The organism is Rhodoblastus acidophilus (assembly GCF_009720655.1).
In the GTDB taxonomy this organism is placed as follows: Bacteria; Pseudomonadota; Alphaproteobacteria; order Rhizobiales; family Beijerinckiaceae; genus Rhodoblastus; species Rhodoblastus acidophilus_A.
In genome coordinates this window covers 194,543-211,336 of sequence record NZ_WNKS01000002.1, presented here as the reverse complement: position 1 = coordinate 211,336, position 16,794 = coordinate 194,543, and the positions used below count along the sequence as shown (strand labels likewise).

General features: G+C 63.2%; 20 protein-coding genes. 17 read left to right on the top strand and 3 right to left on the bottom strand.

The window, feature by feature from the left end; translation table 11 throughout:
• Positions 1–140: 140 nt before the first annotated feature.
• The 3 genes from GJ654_RS03360 to GJ654_RS03350 are packed head-to-tail and all read left to right on the top strand — an operon-like array spanning position 141 to position 2,407.
• On the top strand, positions 141–461 hold the full coding sequence (locus GJ654_RS03360) for a DUF952 domain-containing protein (RefSeq protein WP_155444875.1): 321 nt from the start codon (positions 141–143) through the stop codon (positions 459–461).
• On the top strand, positions 458–1,531 hold the full coding sequence (locus GJ654_RS03355) for a quinone-dependent dihydroorotate dehydrogenase (RefSeq protein ID WP_155444688.1): 1,074 nt from the start codon (positions 458–460) through the stop codon (positions 1,529–1,531). The genes GJ654_RS03360 and GJ654_RS03355 overlap by 4 nt, the downstream gene beginning before the upstream one ends.
• A gap of 51 nt (positions 1,532–1,582) precedes the next feature.
• Entirely contained in the window at positions 1,583–2,407 is an 825-nt protein-coding gene (locus GJ654_RS03350; protein WP_155444687.1) for a hypothetical protein, read from the top strand.
• 80 nt (positions 2,408–2,487) lie between these two features.
• Here the strand turns inward: GJ654_RS03350 and GJ654_RS03345 are convergent, their stop codons facing one another.
• Positions 2,488–2,862, bottom strand: coding sequence for a cell division protein ZapA (locus tag GJ654_RS03345; RefSeq protein ID WP_155444686.1), 375 nt, complete (start codon positions 2,860–2,862; stop codon positions 2,488–2,490).
• Positions 2,862–3,230, bottom strand: coding sequence for a DUF4164 family protein (locus GJ654_RS20740; RefSeq protein ID WP_196305425.1), 369 nt, complete (start codon positions 3,228–3,230; stop codon positions 2,862–2,864). The genes GJ654_RS03345 and GJ654_RS20740 overlap by 1 nt, the downstream gene beginning before the upstream one ends.
• Positions 3,231–3,680: 450 nt before the next feature.
• Between GJ654_RS20740 and gap the strand changes: the two genes are divergently transcribed.
• The 14 genes from gap (at position 3,681) to GJ654_RS03270 (ending at position 14,830) form a co-directional block, all read left to right on the top strand.
• Entirely contained in the window at positions 3,681–4,688 is a 1,008-nt protein-coding gene (gap, locus tag GJ654_RS03335) for a type I glyceraldehyde-3-phosphate dehydrogenase (protein ID WP_155444684.1), read from the top strand.
• Between the two features lie 7 nt (positions 4,689–4,695).
• Positions 4,696–4,995: a hypothetical protein gene (locus GJ654_RS03330; protein ID WP_155444683.1), complete on the top strand. Its 300-nt coding sequence runs from the start codon at positions 4,696–4,698 to the stop codon at positions 4,993–4,995.
• Positions 4,996–5,047: 52 nt separating this feature from the next.
• The gene (locus GJ654_RS03325; protein WP_155444682.1) at positions 5,048–5,305 is read left to right on the top strand and encodes a ribonuclease; all 258 of its coding nucleotides are present in this window, start codon (positions 5,048–5,050) and stop codon (positions 5,303–5,305) included.
• On the top strand, positions 5,306–6,499 hold the full coding sequence (locus GJ654_RS03320; protein WP_155444681.1) for a phosphoglycerate kinase: 1,194 nt from the start codon (positions 5,306–5,308) through the stop codon (positions 6,497–6,499). It abuts the gene before it with no gap.
• 2 nt (positions 6,500–6,501) lie between these two features.
• Positions 6,502–7,050, top strand: a complete 549-nt coding sequence (locus GJ654_RS03315) for a hypothetical protein (RefSeq protein ID WP_155444680.1) — start codon at positions 6,502–6,504, stop codon at positions 7,048–7,050.
• 26 nt (positions 7,051–7,076) lie between these two features.
• Positions 7,077–8,144 carry a class II fructose-bisphosphate aldolase gene (fba, locus tag GJ654_RS03310; protein WP_155444679.1) on the top strand — a complete coding sequence of 356 codons (1,068 nt, stop codon included), beginning with the start codon at positions 7,077–7,079 and terminating at the stop codon, positions 8,142–8,144.
• Between the two features lie 233 nt (positions 8,145–8,377).
• A complete protein-coding gene (locus GJ654_RS03305; RefSeq protein ID WP_155444678.1) occupies positions 8,378–9,001 on the top strand; it encodes a thiamine phosphate synthase in 624 nt (207 codons plus the stop codon).
• Complete coding sequence (locus tag GJ654_RS03300) at positions 8,998–9,888, top strand: tetratricopeptide repeat protein (RefSeq protein ID WP_196305424.1); 891 nt, start codon at positions 8,998–9,000, stop codon at positions 9,886–9,888. Before GJ654_RS03305 ends, GJ654_RS03300 begins: the two co-directional genes overlap by 4 nt.
• Before the next feature lie 3 nt (positions 9,889–9,891).
• Complete coding sequence (locus tag GJ654_RS03295; protein WP_155444676.1) at positions 9,892–10,515, top strand: class I SAM-dependent DNA methyltransferase; 624 nt, start codon at positions 9,892–9,894, stop codon at positions 10,513–10,515.
• 59 nt (positions 10,516–10,574) lie between these two features.
• On the top strand, positions 10,575–11,366 hold the full coding sequence (locus GJ654_RS03290) for an inositol monophosphatase family protein (protein ID WP_155444675.1): 792 nt from the start codon (positions 10,575–10,577) through the stop codon (positions 11,364–11,366).
• A 127-nt stretch (positions 11,367–11,493) separates the two neighbouring features.
• Positions 11,494–12,372 carry a flagellar motor protein MotA gene (locus GJ654_RS03285; protein WP_155444874.1) on the top strand — a complete coding sequence of 293 codons (879 nt, stop codon included), beginning with the start codon at positions 11,494–11,496 and terminating at the stop codon, positions 12,370–12,372.
• Positions 12,372–13,361, top strand: coding sequence for a peptidoglycan -binding protein (locus GJ654_RS03280; protein ID WP_155444674.1), 990 nt, complete (start codon positions 12,372–12,374; stop codon positions 13,359–13,361). Before GJ654_RS03285 ends, GJ654_RS03280 begins: the two co-directional genes overlap by 1 nt.
• Entirely contained in the window at positions 13,358–13,813 is a 456-nt protein-coding gene (locus GJ654_RS03275) for a GNAT family N-acetyltransferase (RefSeq protein WP_155444673.1), read from the top strand. Before GJ654_RS03280 ends, GJ654_RS03275 begins: the two co-directional genes overlap by 4 nt.
• Before the next feature lie 132 nt (positions 13,814–13,945).
• Positions 13,946–14,830 carry a hypothetical protein gene (locus GJ654_RS03270; protein ID WP_155444672.1) on the top strand — a complete coding sequence of 295 codons (885 nt, stop codon included), beginning with the start codon at positions 13,946–13,948 and terminating at the stop codon, positions 14,828–14,830.
• A 69-nt stretch (positions 14,831–14,899) separates the two neighbouring features.
• On the opposite strand, the gene GJ654_RS03265 is transcribed toward GJ654_RS03270, so the two are convergent.
• Positions 14,900–16,693 (bottom strand): ABC transporter transmembrane domain-containing protein, encoded by a 1,794-nt coding sequence (locus tag GJ654_RS03265; protein WP_155444671.1) that lies wholly within the window; start codon positions 16,691–16,693, stop codon positions 14,900–14,902.
• Positions 16,694–16,794: the final 101 nt, after the last annotated feature.

Here is a 16,794-nt window from a genome sequence, read left to right as displayed (position 1 = left end):
CGCAGGCTGGAGATGAAGGAATCTTATTAGAACGGCGGCGCGCCGGTGAAAACCCGCATCTTGCGGAGCGTCGCAAGATGGTCGAAAAAATGCCGTGATCGCAGCCATGGGAATGCAATTTGGCCCTTATCTATAAAATCATGCCCAAAAAAGACTGGGCCGCCGCGCGAGAACGCGGGGTTTACGAGGGGTCGTCCGTCGATCTCGCCGACGGGTTCATCCATTTCTCCACCGCCGGGCAGGTCGAGGAAACCGCATCAAAACATTTCGCCGGCCAGGACGATCTCGTGCTCATCGCCTTCGACGAGGCCGCGCTGGGCGAAAAGCTGCTGTTCGAGCCTTCGCGCGGGGGCGCGCTGTTCCCGCATTTTTACGCGCCGCTGCCGACCGCCTTGGCTTTGTCGGCGCATCCCTTGCCCTGGCGCGACGGCGCCCATGATTTTTCCGGACTTTTGGCATGACGGGTTTTTTCGATTCCTTCGCCCTGCCGTTCCTGCATGGCATGGACGCCGAGCGCGCGCACAATCTGACCATTCTCGCGCTCTGGGCGGCGCCGCTGCCGGCGGCGGAGGAGGACGATCCGATCCTGGCGCAGAACGTGTTTGGGCTCGATTTTCCCAATCCGGTCGGCATGGCGGCGGGCTTCGACAAGGAGGCCCGGGTTCCCGATGCATTGCTGAAGCTCGGCTTCGGCTTCACCGAGGTCGGCACGCTCACGCCGCGCCCGCAGCCCGGCAATGAAAAACCGCGCCTGTTCCGGCTGCATGAGGATCGCGGCGTCATCAACCGCTTCGGCTTCAACAATGGCGGCCACGAAAGGGCGCGCGAGCGGTTGTTGCGCCGGGCGGCCAATGGCGGCGTGGTTGGCGTGAACATCGGCGCCAACAAGGATTCCACCGATCGCACCGCCGATTATGTCGCCGGCATCAAAAATTTCGCCGATGTCGCCAGCTATTTCACCGTCAACATTTCCTCGCCCAACACGCCGGGCCTGCGCGACCTCCAGCAGGCCGGCGCGCTCGACGATCTTTTGGCGCGCGTCATTGCGGCGCGGGAACAGGCGGCGATGCAGCTGCCGCGCCGCCCGGTGCTGCTGAAAATCGCGCCGGATTTGGCGCTGGCCGATCTCGACGACGTCGTCCGCGTGGCGCGCGCGCGGGGCGTGGACGGCATGATCGTCTCCAACACCACGCTGGCGCGGCCCGAAATTTTGCGCGACCCCTTGCGCAGCGAATCCGGCGGCCTTTCCGGCGCGCCGCTGTTCGCGCTGTCGACCCGCATGCTCGCCCAGACATTTGTCCGCGTCGAGGGGCAGTTCCCGCTGATCGGCGTGGGCGGCGTGGATTCGCCGGAGGCCGCCTGGGCCAAGATCGAGGCCGGCGCGACGCTGGTGCAGCTTTACTCCTCGCTGGTCTACGAGGGGCTGGGGTTGGTCGGTCGGATCAAGACGGGGCTCGCCGAGCATTTGCGCGTGCGAAAACTTGAGTCCATCGGGCAGGCGGTGGGGACGGCGGTGAACGACTGGTTGTGAGGTTTCCGCGCCGCTCGCTTGCAGATTTTTAGTTCATTTCAGGAGGACCAAATGATTTTTCGCTGCATGTGCGCCGCCGTTGTGGCGGCGATTCTGGTCCCCGAGGCGTGGGCGCAGTCGCGTCCCGCGCTTTGCCTGCTGGAGGTGAAGGGCGTTCACTATATCGGCGGCGCCTGCAGCTTCACGCCGCTCGAAAAATCCGGGTCGTTCCGGATCGCCGACGCGCAAGGCCGTCTCATGGCGCAGGTCAATGTCGGCAAGACAGACGAGGGCAAGGCGTTTTGGACCGGACCTCAGGGCGGAAACGCGGCGGGTGTTGAACTGGGCGACGCCTTCCGCAGCGGCGCCTGCTGGACGGTGAGCGCCTCCGACCCGGACAGCAAGGATTCCGTGATTTGCGCGTGGGGGCCGGGTGAAAGGGTTTATGTCGGGCCCTCGCCGGCGGAACCCGATCCCAAGTCAACATTGTTTTATGGTTCGCGGGTCGGCATGTACGACGAGATCGCCTCGCGCGAGGGACTGGATACGTCTCATGCGGTGGTGAAAACCAAGTTCAGCCACACTGGCGCCGTGCAGTTCTGTCGCGAATATGCGCGCGACTATTCGCAAAAATGCATCGCCGAGCAAGGGAAAGAGCCGCACGGGGACACCATTACGGGCGATTGTCCGAACAAGACGTTTTCCGACCGGAACGGCGGGAAATACCTTTTCTTGGGCAAAACGAAGGCGGCCTCCGGCGACGTCACGGCGGACTATTCTATTCGCGATCTTGCCAGCGGCGAAATCCTCGATGGCTCCACGGCGTCGGGGTACGAACTCTTGCTCCGGTTTTACCAGGCGCTTTGCCCCGCTTCGGCGCCCAAGCCTGAGAAGTGACGCGCGAGCAGGCTGCGGCAAGCCGTGGGCCGCCCCCGTCCTTCGAGACGCGCCTTGCAGGCGCTCCTCAGGATGAGGGGCTACTTGTATGATTCCGATATTGTTTTTTCGGCCTGCTCAGTTTCGTTCAGCGTCTTGGTCGCTTCCAAAACCTTGGCCGTCGCCGTGTCCAGCGCCTTGGCTGTCCAGTCCGAAACTTCCTGCTGGCGCAGCCGCGCCTGTTCCAGTTCGGCTTGCGTTTCCGCCAGTTGCTTTTTCGCTGTGAAAAGTTCGTCGGAGAGGGTGAGCGCCGCCATCACCACGATGCGCTGATCGCCGATTTCGCCGAAGGCGCCGCGCAGGTCGGCGATCCGGGCCTCGAGAAGCCGCGCCAGTTCCTCGATATGCGCCTGCTCGCCCTCCTCGCAATTCATGCGATAGGTGCGTCCCGCTATGTCGACCACCGCCTGCGCCATCAGCCGTCTCCGGACGAGGCGGCGAGGATGGCGCGCACGGCGGCCCTGGCGCGCTCGACCCGCCGCGCCGCCTCGATCTGGTTGTCCTGCAAGGTCTCGATGCGGGTGTTGGCGGCGTCGAGGGCGCGCGCCAGCCGCGAGCGGTCCTCCTGCAAGGCGAAATATTCGGCTTCCTGGTCGGAAAGCTCGCCCCGGCGCTCCGCGTGACAGGCGATGGCGCGGTCGAGCGCCTCCAGCGCCGCTTCGAGCCGGCGCGCCGCCGCCGCGACCGCGTCTTCCGCCGAAAGGGCGGGAGCCGTCTGGCGCGACGCATCGCCGCAGGGGGAGGAGCGCGGACTGGGCGGATCGCTGGGCAATGGGGACAACATCAAGCTTTCGTCGCGAATCCCCGGAGAGGATGTCAAGACAATGTAGCAAAGTCGCGCGCCGCGCCAAAGGGGCGCGCTTGTCATCAGTCCGTCACCAAAAGGGGGCGAATCGGCGCCCTGTTTTTGTGCAGGGAGGAGCGACGGAACCAAACCGGCGCAAACCCGAGTCATTTCCTCCAAAAATGCCCTTGGGTCCGTTGACAGCGGGGGGCGACCTGCTATCAACCGGCTCGTACTTTCGTTTATGCCGATGATCCCGCAGCGAGCACAATCCGCCCCATTTGATGAAACCGGCGGCACGGCTGCGCCCTGGACCGATGCGCGACCTCGCATCCGGGCGCGCCAGCAGGTCAGAGGCCAACAAGAGATCGAAGCGCAGCCCAGGCTCGCGCTTCTAAGCGGGCCGCTCGAATGGCCCATCCCCAAGGGAAACGCAAGGAGCGAAGCGATATGACTGTCAAGGTTGCCATCAACGGGTTTGGACGCATCGGCCGCAACGTTCTCCGCGCCATTGTCGAATCCGGCCGCAAGGACATTCAGGTCGTCGCCCTCAACGATCTCGGCTCCGTCGAAACCAACGCCCATCTGATGCGCTACGACTCCGTCCACGGCCGCTTCCCCGGCGTGGTCAAGGTCGAGGGCGACTCGATCGACGTCGGAACCGGCCCGATCAAGGTTTTGGCGATGCGCAACCCGGCCGAACTGCCCTGGGGCGCGCATGACATCGACATCGTCATGGAATGCACCGGCATTTTCACCGCCCGCGACAAGGCGGCCATCCACCTTCAGGGCGGCGCCAAGCGCGTGCTGGTCTCCGCCCCCTCGGACGGCGCCGACCTCACCGTGGTCTATGGCGTCAACCACGACAAGCTGACCAAGGACCACATCGTCGTTTCCAACGCCTCCTGCACGACCAACTGTCTGTCGCCGGTGGCAAAAGCCCTCAATGACGCCATCGGCATCGATAAGGGCATCATGACGACGATCCACTCCTACACCGGCGACCAGCCGACGCTCGACACCTATCACAAGGACCTGTATCGCGGCCGCGCCGCCGCTTTGTCGATGATCCCGACCTCGACCGGCGCCGCCAAGGCGGTGGGTCTGGTGCTGCCCGAACTGAACGGCCGTCTCGACGGTTTTGCTCTGCGCGTGCCGACCCCCAACGTCTCGGTCGTGGACCTGAAGTTCATCGCCAAGCGCGCCACCACCAAGGACGAAGTCAACGCCGTGATCAAGGCGGCGGCCGACGGCCCGCTCAAGGGCATTCTCGGCTACACCAACGAGAAGAACGTTTCGTCCGACTTCAACCACGACCCCCATTCCTCGATCTTCCACATGGACCAGACCAAGGTGCTGGACGGAACCATGGTGTCGATCCTGTCCTGGTACGACAACGAATGGGGTTTCTCGAACCGCATGGCGGACACCGCCGTGGCGATGGCCAAGCTGATCTGAGTTTGAGTTGAGCGCGAAAATCCGCACACCCGGAGGAGACAAGGCGCAGCAACTTGCCAGCGCCTTGCTTCAGCGCGCGCCGAACCTTCGTTGTTCGGTGTGCGGGGGTGTGGATTTTGCCATGCTTGAAGACCCGGACGCCGGATTTCGGTCGCTTTTGGAGCGCAAGCGTGGAGCTTTCGGCTATCGTCTGGAGGCAACCACGCTGGTTTGCACTAATTGCGGCCATGTTATGCAATTTGCTGACGTCGTGTTTAAATTGGAATCCAAACCCGACGACTTCGGACCGCCGGTGACGAATGAATAATGTCATTCGTTTTCCCGGAGATTCCGATGGCGGGGGGCCGGAGGGTCCAAAGTTGGAACAACGAGTCGGCGCGCTGGAACAAAAACTCGACCGCATCGAAAACATCCTGGTTCGGCTGGAGCCCGATATTCGAGATTTCGCGCGCAACGGTGCCAAACAGGCGGACTTGCACAAAGTGCAACTCGAACTGTCGGAGATCAAAGGCAAGCTTTCATCCTATCCGACATGGTGGATGCTGCTTGTCGCCGTCATTGCGACTTGGGGCGCGGGCGCCGGGATCGTCTTTTCCCTCTTGAGCAAGGTTCATTAGATGTCCGCTTTCCGCACCCTCGATTCCGCCGATCTCAAGGGCAAGCGCGTGCTTGTCCGCGTCGACCTGAACCTGCCGATGGACGGCGGAAAAGTGACCGACGCCACCCGCATCGAGCGCATCCTGCCCACCCTCAACGAAATTTCCCAGAAGGGCGGCAAGGTCATCCTGCTCGCCCATTTCGGCCGCCCAAAGAACGGGCCGGATGAGGCCAATTCGCTGCGGCCCGTCGCGGCGGCGGTGGCTCAGCATCTGGGCAAGCCCGTCGCCTTCGCCACGGATTGCATCGGCCCGGTCGCGGCCGAGGCGGTCAACAAGCTGAAGGATGGCGAGTTCCTGCTGCTGGAAAACACCCGATTCCACAAGGGCGAGGAAAAGAACGATCCGTCCTTGATCGACGCCATGGCCGCGCTCGGCGACATCTATGTCAACGACGCCTTTTCCGCCGCGCATCGCGCCCATGCCTCGACCGAAGGTCTGGCGAAAAAGCTGCCGGCCTATGCGGGCCGCACCATGCAGGCGGAAGTCGAGGCGCTGTCCAAGGCGCTGGAAATCCCGGTCCGCCCTGTGGCGGCGGTGGTCGGCGGCGCCAAGGTTTCGACCAAGCTGGAGCTTTTGGGCAATCTCACCAAAAAAGTGGACTTTTTGATCATCGGCGGCGGCATGGCCAACACGTTTTTGGCCGCGCAGGGCAAGAAGGTGGGCAAGTCCTTGTGCGAGCACGATCTGCTCGACACCGCGCGCGAAATTCTGAAGACCGCGGCCGAAAACAAGTGCCGGATCGTGCTGCCGGTGGACGCTGTGGTGGCGCAGGAATTCAGGGCGCATGCGCCGTCTCACGTCGTCGGCGTCGATCACGTCGGCGACGCCGACATGATTCTCGACGCCGGGCCGAAATCGGTGGCGGAGGTCGAAAAGGTGCTGGGCGAGGCGAAAACCCTGGTGTGGAACGGGCCGTTCGGCGCCTTTGAGCTGGAGCCGTTCGACGCCGCCACGAATGCGGTGGCAAAGTTCGCCGCGCGCCTCACCGGCGAAGGCAAGCTGCTGACGGTCGCCGGCGGCGGCGACACGGTGGCGGCGCTCAACCATGCTGGCGTCGCCGACAAATTCACCTATGTCTCGACGGCCGGCGGCGCCTTCCTCGAATGGCTGGAAGGCAAGGTTCTGCCGGGCGTCGAAGCCATCCGGGCGTAAAAATGCTCGCGCCGCGCGTGACCCTTTCGGAACTCGGCGAGTTCATCGGGCTTTGTCTGGCGACCGCATCGCATGTGGTCGCCACGGCAGGGCAGAGCCGCCCTCCGATGCTGATCGAGCGCGAGGTGGGGTTTCTGTCCGGCGCCAAGATCAACACGCGCAGCATCACGGTTCGCGAGGCTCCCAATCCGGAGGCCGCGGCCAGCCAGAGCATGTTGATCGCGCAATCGGAATTTTCGAGGCGCCTGCCCAAGGCGCGCTGCCTCGCCGCCGTCCTGTTCGTCGCGCATCGCGATCGGGGAGCAGGCGCGTGGCGGCCGGCGATCCTCGTCAGGGCGGGCAGCGCGAAACTGGGAAAGGAATATCTGGCTGTCCTGAATTTCAGCCAGTCCTGTTCAGGACAGCTTGAAGGTTTTGAAGAACTGGCGCTCGACATCCCCAAGGAACTCGGGCGCGGTTTCGAAGCCGGCGAGCACGACGCCCTGATGACAAGCATACGAATAGGCAGAGACGGCGCGCCCGCAGAAATACGAGAGGCCGCCGCCTGGTAAACGAACATCCGTGAAGGAGGAAAATTATGGCCCGTATTACAATGCGCCAACTGCTCGACCATGCCGCCGAGCATGACTATGGCGTCCCCGCCTTCAACATCAACAATATGGAGCAGGCTCTGGCGATCATGGCCGCCGCGTCCGAACTCGACGCGCCCGTGATCATCCAGGCCTCGCGCGGCGCCCGTCAGTACGCCAATGACGTCATGCTCAAGCATATGATGGACGCCTGCTGCGAAATCTATCCGCAGATCCCGATCTGCGTGCATCAGGACCACGGCAACGGCCCGGCCACCTGTTTTACCGCCATGCAGGCGGGTTTCACGTCGGTGATGATGGACGGTTCGCTCAAGGAAGACGGCAAGACCCCGGCCGACTGGGACTATAACGTCAACATCACCAAATATGTGACCGACATGGCTCATCTCGGCGGCATTTCCGTCGAAGGCGAGTTCGGCGTGCTCGGCTCGCTGGAAACCGGCGAGGGCGAGAAGGAAGACGGCCACGGTTTTGAAGGAAAACTGTCGCACGACCAGTTGGTGACCAACCCGGACGAGGCCATCAAGTTCGTGAAGGCGACCGGCGTCGACGCGCTGGCGATCGCCATGGGCACCTCGCACGGGGCCTATAAATTCACCCGCAAGCCCGACGGCGCGATTTTGGCGATGCACGTCATCGAGGAAATCCATCAAAAGATGCCGGGCCTGCATATGGTCATGCACGGCTCGTCCTCGGTGCCGCAGGATTTGCAGGACATCATCAACAAGTTCGGCGGCAAGATGCCGCAGACCTGGGGCGTGCCGGTCGAGGAAATCCAGCGCGGCATCAAGCATGGCGTGCGAAAAATCAACATCGACACCGACAACCGCATGGCCATCACCGGCGCCATTCGAAAAGTGCTGACGGAAAACCCGGCCGAGTTCGACCCGCGCAAATATCTGAAGCCCGCGACCGATGCGATGCAGAAAATCTGCAAGCAGCGCATGCAGGAGTTCAACACGGCTGGCCAGGCGTCGAAGATCAAAAAAGTGTTCACGCTCGGCGAAATGGCCAAGCGCTACGCCTCCGGCGAACTCGCCCCCAAGGCGGCGTAAACTTAGCGTCAACCTTTGCGCATGGGGTCGCGGCTTGCCGCGGCCCCATTTTTGCCGTCAATTGCCGGTGTAAAGCCTCGCCGTGAGAACGGGCGCCGAACCATACTCTTCAAAACGGATACCGTCATTGCGAGCGCCGCGAAGCAATCCAGGCATCGCAAGCGACGTGTGATCGCAGGTTTTCTGGATTGCTTCGCGGCGCTCGCAATGACGGCATCGAAATTAGAGCCTCAATGACTGACTTCATCCGCCCGCGCCTTTATCTCATCACCCCGCTGCTCTCCTCGGCGGAGGATTTCGCGCCCAAGCTGGAAAAGGCCTTGGCCTCCGGCGATGTCGCATGCGTGCTGCTGCGCTTCGCCACGCCCGACGAGGGGGTGAGGAAAAAAATCGCCAAGGTTTTGGCGCCGATGATCCAGAAGGCGGAAGCCGCCGCGTTGGCGCTGGACGACGCGCAGCTTGTCGGCCGCGCCGGGCTGGACGGCGGCCATATCAATGGCGGCGGCGAAAATTTTGACGACGCGCTGGAGCGCCTCAAGCCGGACCGCATCGTCGGCGTCGGCGGACTGGACAGCCGCGACGCCGCCATGAGCGCCGGCGAGACCGACGTGGACTACCTGCTGTTCGGGGCTCTCGACGCGCAGGACAATGACGCCGCCGCCACGCTCGAATGGACCGTCTGGTGGGCGGAGGTTTTCAATGTGCCCTGCGTCGGCGTCGCTCATGCGCCGGAAGAGGTGGACGCCTTGGCGAAATCCGGCGCCGAATTCTTGGGGCTTGGCGAAAGCTTTTTGGATGCCCCGGAAAAGATCGCCGCCGCGCAAGCGCTGATCGACGCCATGGAGCCGACCGCGTGAGGTTGGCGACCGCCGCGCTCATTCTCGTTCTGACCGCCACGCCTGTGCGCGCGGAACCCGATCTGGCCTTCGGCGCCTACCAGCGCGGCTATTACCAGACCGCTTTCGCCGAGGCGATGAAGCGTCTCGAAAAAAATTCCCATGACGCCGCCGCCATGACCCTGGTCGCGGAACTCGAGGCGCAGGGGCTCGGCGTTCCTCAGAACATGTCGGAGGCGCTGCGCTGGTATCGGCTGGCGGCCGTCGAGGGCGACAAGAACGCGCAATTCGCGCTCGCGCTGTCAAAACTCGCCGGCAAGGGCGGCCCGCGCGATCTTGCGGGCGCCCGCGAGTTGCTGGAAAAGGCGGGGGCGCAGAACCACGCCGGCGCCTGGCTGCAACTCGGCATTCTGGCGCTCGAAGGCAATGGCGTCGCCGCCGATTTCGGCAAGGCCGCCGAAAATTTTCGCCGCGCGGCGGAGCTCGCCGACCCCGAAGCCGCCTATTCGCTGGGCCTGCTGTATCGCGAGGGCCGCGGCGTCGAAAAGGACCCGCAACAGACCGCCTATTGGCTCAAGCGAGCGGCGGAAGGCGGGTTTCTGGCGGCGCAGGTCGAATATGGCATCCTGCTGTTCAACGGCGACGGCGTCCCCGCCGACGAGCCGGGCGGGGCGAAATGGTTGATTCGCGCCGCCAACCGCGACAATCCCGTGGCGCAGAACCGCCTGGCGCGCATTCTGTTCGCCGGGCGCGGACTCAAGCAGGATCGGGTCGAGGCCGCCAAGTGGAATATTTTGGCCGCCTCCGCCGGGCTGCGCGACGCGCGGCTCGATGGCGAGTCCAACAAGCTGACGCCCGACGAGCGCAAAAAGGTCGAACAGGCGCTGAAGACCTATCTGGGAAAATAGCCCATGTCCGGCTCCAATGACCAAACCTTGCGCGCCTATGACGAGAACGTGCGCGCCTATGTCGAGGGGACGGCGCAGGCGGTGAGCGGCCCGCCGCAACAGTGGATGGACCGCGCGCTCGACGGGCTGTCGCCGGCGGCGCGGATCATCGAGCTCGGCAGCGCCTTCGGTCGCGACGCCGCCTATCTCGCGTCAAGACATTTTGCGGTCGAATGCACCGACGCCGCGCCGGGTTTTGTTGCGGAGCTTGTCGCCCGCGGGTTTCAGGCGAGGCGCTTCAATGTGTTGACCGACGCCTTCGACGGCGCCTATGACCTGATCCTCGCCAATGCCGTGCTGCTGCATTTCGATCGGGCGCAATTTGCGCGCGTGCTCGAAAAGGCCCGCGCGGCGCTGACGCCCGGCGGACGGCTGGCCTTCAGCCTGAAGAGCGGCGAGGGCGAGGGCTGGTCGAGCGCAAAACTCGGCGCGCCCCGCTATTTCTGCTACTGGCGCGCCGAACAGCTCGCGCCCTTGCTGCGCGAAGCCGGATTTGCCGATTGGTCGATCGTAGAGGCGCGGATGAACCGCGCCCATGCCGACTGGATCTACGTCGTCGCCACGGCGCCGCAGCCCCAATGTCCTTGACGCCGCCTCCCCCGCTTGGCACTTAACCCCCAACTTTCGTTCAATCCCCCGGACTCCCCATGATCAACTCCGCCCTGATGAATGTCATGACCGCCGCCGCCATCAAGGCCGGGCGCGGGTTGAAGCGCGATTTCGGCGAGGTCGAGAATTTGCAGGTCTCCGTGAAGGGGCCCGGCGATTTCGTCACGCTGGCCGACAAGAAGTCGGAAAAGACCCTTTTCGAAGAACTCTCCAAGGCGCGTCCGGGCTACGGCTTCGTGCTCGAGGAAGGCGGCGTGGTCGAAGGCTCCGACAAGAGCCACATCTGGCACATCGACCCGCTCGACGGCACCACCAATTTTTTGCACGGCCTGCCCATTTTCGCCATTTCCATCGGCCTGGAGCGCGAGGGGCAGATCGTCGCCGCGCTGGTCTATAATCCGGCGACCGACGACCTGTTCGTCGCGGAAAAGGGGGCGGGCGCCTATTACAACAACCGCCGCATCCGCGTCGCCGTGCGCCGCGACATGGCGGAGGGGCTGATCGCCACCGGCATCCCGCCGCTGGCCAACGCCAAGATCCATCCGAAATTCAAGGCGGAGCTGTCTTCGGTGATGACCCGCGCTGGCGGCGTGCGCCGCCTCGGCGCCGCGGCCATCGATCTCGCCTTCGTCGCCGCCGGCCGTTTCGACGGTTTCTGGGAGCGCGGACTGAAGAGCTGGGACATGGCGGCGGGCCTGCTGCTGATCCGCGAGGCCGGCGGCTATGTCTCCGACGCCGACGGCGGTCCGAACATGCTCACAACCGGAGGCGTTTGCGCCGGTAACGAATTTATCCATCGGCAATTGCTTGACCTGCTTAAGAAGGCGTAAAGCTGTCGGTTAGTCTGGCGCGGAATAAGCGGAGAAGATGCGTTTGGCGCCTTAACGTTTGAACTTGATCTCGAGCTGCGCGGTAGCCACCTTGGCTTGCGTGGAGACTTGAGTGGAGAGCGCGCTTATGCAGTCGAGCGACCCCTACCGCCTGTCAACGCCGACGATCTTTCTGGTCCGCATGGCGGTGTTCCTGATTCTCGTCGGCTTCGTCGGGCTGATCCTGCACAAGCAGGTCACCACCGCCTTCCTGGCCAATCCCGGCCTGAACGGGCTGATCCTCGGGCTGGAGCTGTTCGGAATCATGCTCGCGGTCACGCAGGTGGCGCGGCTCTATCGCGAGATCGCCTGGGTCAACGGCGATCCCGACCGCGAGCCCCGGCTGCTCGCCCCGATGGCGCGCATCTTTTCCGCGCGCGGCAATGCCCAGGTCACCCAGAGCCTGCTGCGTCATGTGCTCGATTCTCTCTCCACACGACTGGACGAGGCGCGCGAAACCTCGCGTTATCTTACGGGATTGATGGTGTTCCTTGGTCTGCTCGGCACGTTCTGGGGCCTGCTTGAGACGGTCGGCTCGATCGGGGGCGTGATCGCCTCGCTGCAGGGCGGCCAGGAGATGACCGCGCTGTTCAATGACCTCAAGGCCGGGCTGGCGCGGCCGCTGTCGGGCATGAGCCTCGCCTTCACCTCGTCCCTGTTCGGTCTCGCGGGATCGTTGGTGCTCGGCTTTCTCGATCTTCAGGCTGGGCAAGCCCAAAACCGTTTCTTCACCGAGCTTGAGGACCGGCTCTCCGCGGTGATGGAGAACGATACGCACGCGCCGGCCAGCGGCCACGGCCACGAGTCGATCCAGCATCTCGCCGCCGGCGTGCAGTCGATGGTGGCGCATATGCGTCAGGAGCAGCAACTGATCCGCGATTGGGTCGAGGCGCAGGCCGAGCGGCAGGAAATGCTTCAGGCGTCGCTGGATCAACTGTTCGCCAAGCGGGAGAGGGAGCTCCGCTGATGGCGCTGTCGCGTGCGCGTCGGCGTGAGCCGATGAACTATTGGCCGGGCTTCGTCGATGCGCTTTCGACCTTGCTGCTGGTCTTCACCTTCCTGCTCGCCGTCTTCGTCATGGCGCAATACTTCTTGTCCCGCGACGTCGGCGGCAAAAACAAGGCCCTGGCCAAGCTCAACCGCCAGATCGAGGAGCTGACCGACCTCCTCACCCTGGAAAAGGGCGACAAGGCCGTGGCGGCGAAGAAAATCGCCTCGCTCAACGCCACGCTCGAGGCGGTGCGCCGCGATCGCGACGCGCTGGCGGCGGCGGCCGCCGCCGGTCCCGCCCCGGACGCGCTCGACACGCAAAAGCAGCTTTCCGCCAAGGCGCAGGCGACCGTCGACCTGCTCAACCAGCAGATCGCCGCGCTGCGCAGCCAGCTCGCCGCCGTCCAGGAGGCGCTGTCGGCGACGGAGGCCAAGGACAAGGACAGTCAGGCCCGGATCGCCGATCTCGGCTCGCGGCTCAATGTCGCGCTCGCGCAAAAAGTGCAGGAGCTGAGCCAGTACCGTTCCGATTTCTTCGGCCGCCTGCGCGAGATTTTGGGGGATCGCGGCGACGTCAAGGTGGTCGGCGACCGTTTCTTGTTGCCTTCCGAAGTCCTGTTCGAAAAGGGCAAGGCCACGCTCTCGCCCGAGGGCAAGGCCGAGATCGACAAGATCGCCGTGGCGCTGGCCGAAGTCGAAAAGGAAATTCCTGCGGAAATCCCCTGGGTGCTCCGGGTCGACGGCCACACCGACAAGAGCCCGATCCGCAAGCTGGCGTATAAGAACAATTGGGAGCTGTCCTCGGCGCGCAGCATTGCGGTGGTGCAATATCTGATCGCCAAAGGTCTGTCGCCCAATCATCTGCTCGCCGGCGCCTTTGGCGACCAGCAGCCGATCGATCCCGGCGAAAGCGAGGACGCGCTGCGCAAAAATCGCCGCATCGAACTGAAAATCACGGAACGGTGAGGCTTCGTCCGTTTCGCAGCGACGACTGGGCGGAGGTTTTGGCGGTGTGGGTCGCGGCGTGGACTAAGGCGCGCTCCGACATTGATTTTTCCGCGCGGGCGAAATGGCTGGAGGATGTGTTCGCCCGGTCGGCGGACGAGGGGGCGCAGGTCGTCGTCGCCGAGGACGAGGGAATTGTCGGCTTTGTCCTGTTCGATCCTGTTCGAAGATGGCTGGAGCAGATCGCGGTCGCACCTCTTGCGCAGGGCAGGGGGGTGGCGCGCGCGCTGATGGCGCAGGTGAAGGCGGCTTGCCCTGAGGGGCTAGCGCTTGCCGTCAACGTAGATAATTTGCGCGCGCTCGCCTTCTACGCCAGCGAGGGTTTTGTTCGTGATGCCAACGGCGTTAATCCGCTGTCCGGCTTGCCTACCTGCGAACTTCGCTGGACGCCCGAAGGTGCGTCAACCCGGTAGCTATTCGCGCGTTATTGGTCGATGATGCGCGCGTCGCGTACGGGCTTCCAAAATGACCTCAGGCTGTGCGATAAAATTTGGGGTGGCCTCATGATTAGGGGATTGCACCTTAAATTTTTGGAGAGCGAGCCCATGCCCCCAGCCGATGCAGATTTCGGTTTCGTAATTGATTTCAAAAAGGGTTCTGGAAACCCTCGCCGGGTGTTTGACGCTGCTAGCGCGCTGATAGACGCGTTCGAGTCGTTCGACAAAGCGATCTCGGTCTCGGTTGATAGTAAAATCGAACCGTTGATGCTGCTTGAGGATGTTGAATCAGGCTCTTTGAAGGTTTGGTTAAAAAACATTTTATCGCGTGTTGATGATGCCGCTCTCAAAGATCTGGATTGGAAGAAGCAAGTTGGCCATTACCTTGTCAAAGCTAAATACTTAGCTCTTGAATATCTTGATGATGACAAAAGTGCTCGCCCAAGGCTTGAAGATCTGAAGTCGGCTATGTTGCGGATGGCAAAGGACACCGACATACAGCATCTTCCGACATATGCGCCAGTCCATGAAGGGCGCCTGCTTGCATCTCTAGACAAGATTCAGAAAGCGAAGTCTGAATTAGAATACGGCGATCGACTGTACATCGATTTAGATGACAAAGAATTCGAGGTGGACATAAACTCAACGTGGATCCCTTCTGATGCAGTTGCTGGCGTCGAGATGGATTCGGTGGAAAAGCATAATGACGTAGAAATGATTTTGAAAATAAGGAAGCCAGACTTAATCAAAGACACGATGTGGCAGTTTAGTTACGGAAGGAATAACATAAGTGCTGCAATCAAGGATGAGAGTTGGTTAATTGATTTCCATTCAAGAAAAATACCAATTTTCCCTGGGGATGCGTTGGAATGTATTGTACGAGTTACATCATTTTATAGCGAAGATGGAAAATTGACTGAGCAAAAAATGGAAGTAATAAAAGTTCTGAGCGTGATCCCAGGGCAGGGTCCGCAGGCGCAATTCGCATTTTAACGTGCTGCTTTGATACGTTGCAATACGAACACTAAGCATCCTGATGACAGCGCAATCCCAAGTCTAAGTCTAAGTTGCCGCCAGCGCCTCGATCCCTGCGTTGAACTGCAACCGCGCCAGCCGCGCGTAAAGGCCGTCGCGGGCGACGAGCTCGGCGTGGCGGCCCTGTTCCACGATCATTCCCCCATCCATCACCAGAATGCGGTCGGCGGCTAGCACGGTGGCGAGGCGGTGGGCGATGACCAGCGTGGTGCGGCCCTGCATCACGTGGTCGAGCGCCTCCTGCACCAAAACCTCGTTTTCCGCGTCGAGCGCGGAGGTCGCTTCGTCGAGCAGCAGGATCGGCGCGTCCTTCAGGATGGCGCGGGCGATGGCGAGGCGCTGGCGCTGGCCGCCCGATAGGGTGACGCCGCGCTCGCCCAATCGCGTCTCCAAGCCCTCGGGAAGCGCGCGCAAGAAATCCAGGGCCGCCGCCTGGTCCGCCGCCGCCTCGATCTCCTTGAGAGTCGCGCCGGGCGCGCCATAGGCGATGTTGTCGGCGGCGCTGGAGGCGAAGACCACGGCCTCCTGCGGGACCAGCGCCATGCGGCGGCGCCATTGCGCGGGGTCGGCCTCTCGCGCCGCCACTCCGTCGATGCGCACCGCGCCCGTGAGCGGATCGTAAAAGCGCATCAGCAGTTGGAAAATCGTGGACTTGCCGGCGCCGGAGGGACCGACAATGGCGACTTTTTCGCCCGGCGCGACGGTAAAGCTGAGGTCGTAAAAAACGGGACGGTCGGGACGGCCGGGATAGGCAAAACTGACGTTTTCGAACGCGATTTCGCCGCGCGGCGGCGTCGGCAGGGCGCGCGGATGCGCGGGCGCCGTCACCTGCGGCTGGGTCGCCAGAATTTCGGCGATGCGGCCGGCGGCGCCGGCGGCGGCGGAGATCTCGCTCCACACTTCCGACAATTGTCCGAGCGACGAGGCGCCGAACAGCGCGTAGAGCAGGAATTGCGACAATTGCCCCGCGCTCATGCGGCCGGACAGCACGTCATGGGCGCCGAGCCAGAGCACGCCGACGACGCTCGCGGTCGCCAAAAAAATGCCGAAGCCGGTGAGCAGGGCGCGGGCCTTGGTGGCGTCGCGGGCGGCGACATAGGCGCCCTCGGCGGCGGCGGCGAAGCGGCTTCGCGTCGCTGGTTCGGCGTTGAACGCCTGCATGATGCGGATGGCGCCGAGATTTTCGGTGGCGAGCGCATTGGCCTCGGCCAGCGTGTCCTGGGCGGCGCGCGAGCGGGCGCGCACTGCCCGGCCCGAGGCGAACAGGGGCAGGATCACGGCGGGAATGCCCGCCAGCACGAGCATGGACAGTTTTGGGCTGGTGTAGATCATCAGCCCCATGGCGCCGACCAGCATGACCGCGCTGCGCAAGGCGATGGAGGCGGTGGCGCCGAAGGTGGACTTGATCTGGGTGGTGTCGGCGGACAGCCGCGACGCCAGTTCGCCGGTTTGCGCCTTGTCGTAAAAGGCGGGGTCGAGCCGGGTGAGGTGGGCGAAAACGTCGGCGCGCAGGTCGGCGACGATGCGCTCGCCGAGCGTCATGACGAGGTAATAGCGGGTTGCCGAGGCGACCGCGAGCACCGAGATCACCGCGATCAGGGCGAGGAAATAGAAATTGATGGTCTCGGGGTGGTCGACGGCAAAACCCTTGTCGATCATGCCGCGCACCGCCAGCGGCGTCGCCAGGGTCGCGGCGGAGGCGACGACCAGCGCGGCCAGCGCCGCCATGGCCCGGCCCGAGCGCCGTCGCGCATAGGGCAGGACGGGGGCAAGATTTTTGAGGGAATCGCGCGGCGAGCTTTTGCGGGGTGCGTCGGTCATGAAAACCTATATAGGCGACGCCTCCATAAAAGACAGGCCCGAGGTTTTGGCGCGCGATCCGCGAAAAACCGCGCTTTGCGCTTGCTCCCGCTGCGGTTCTG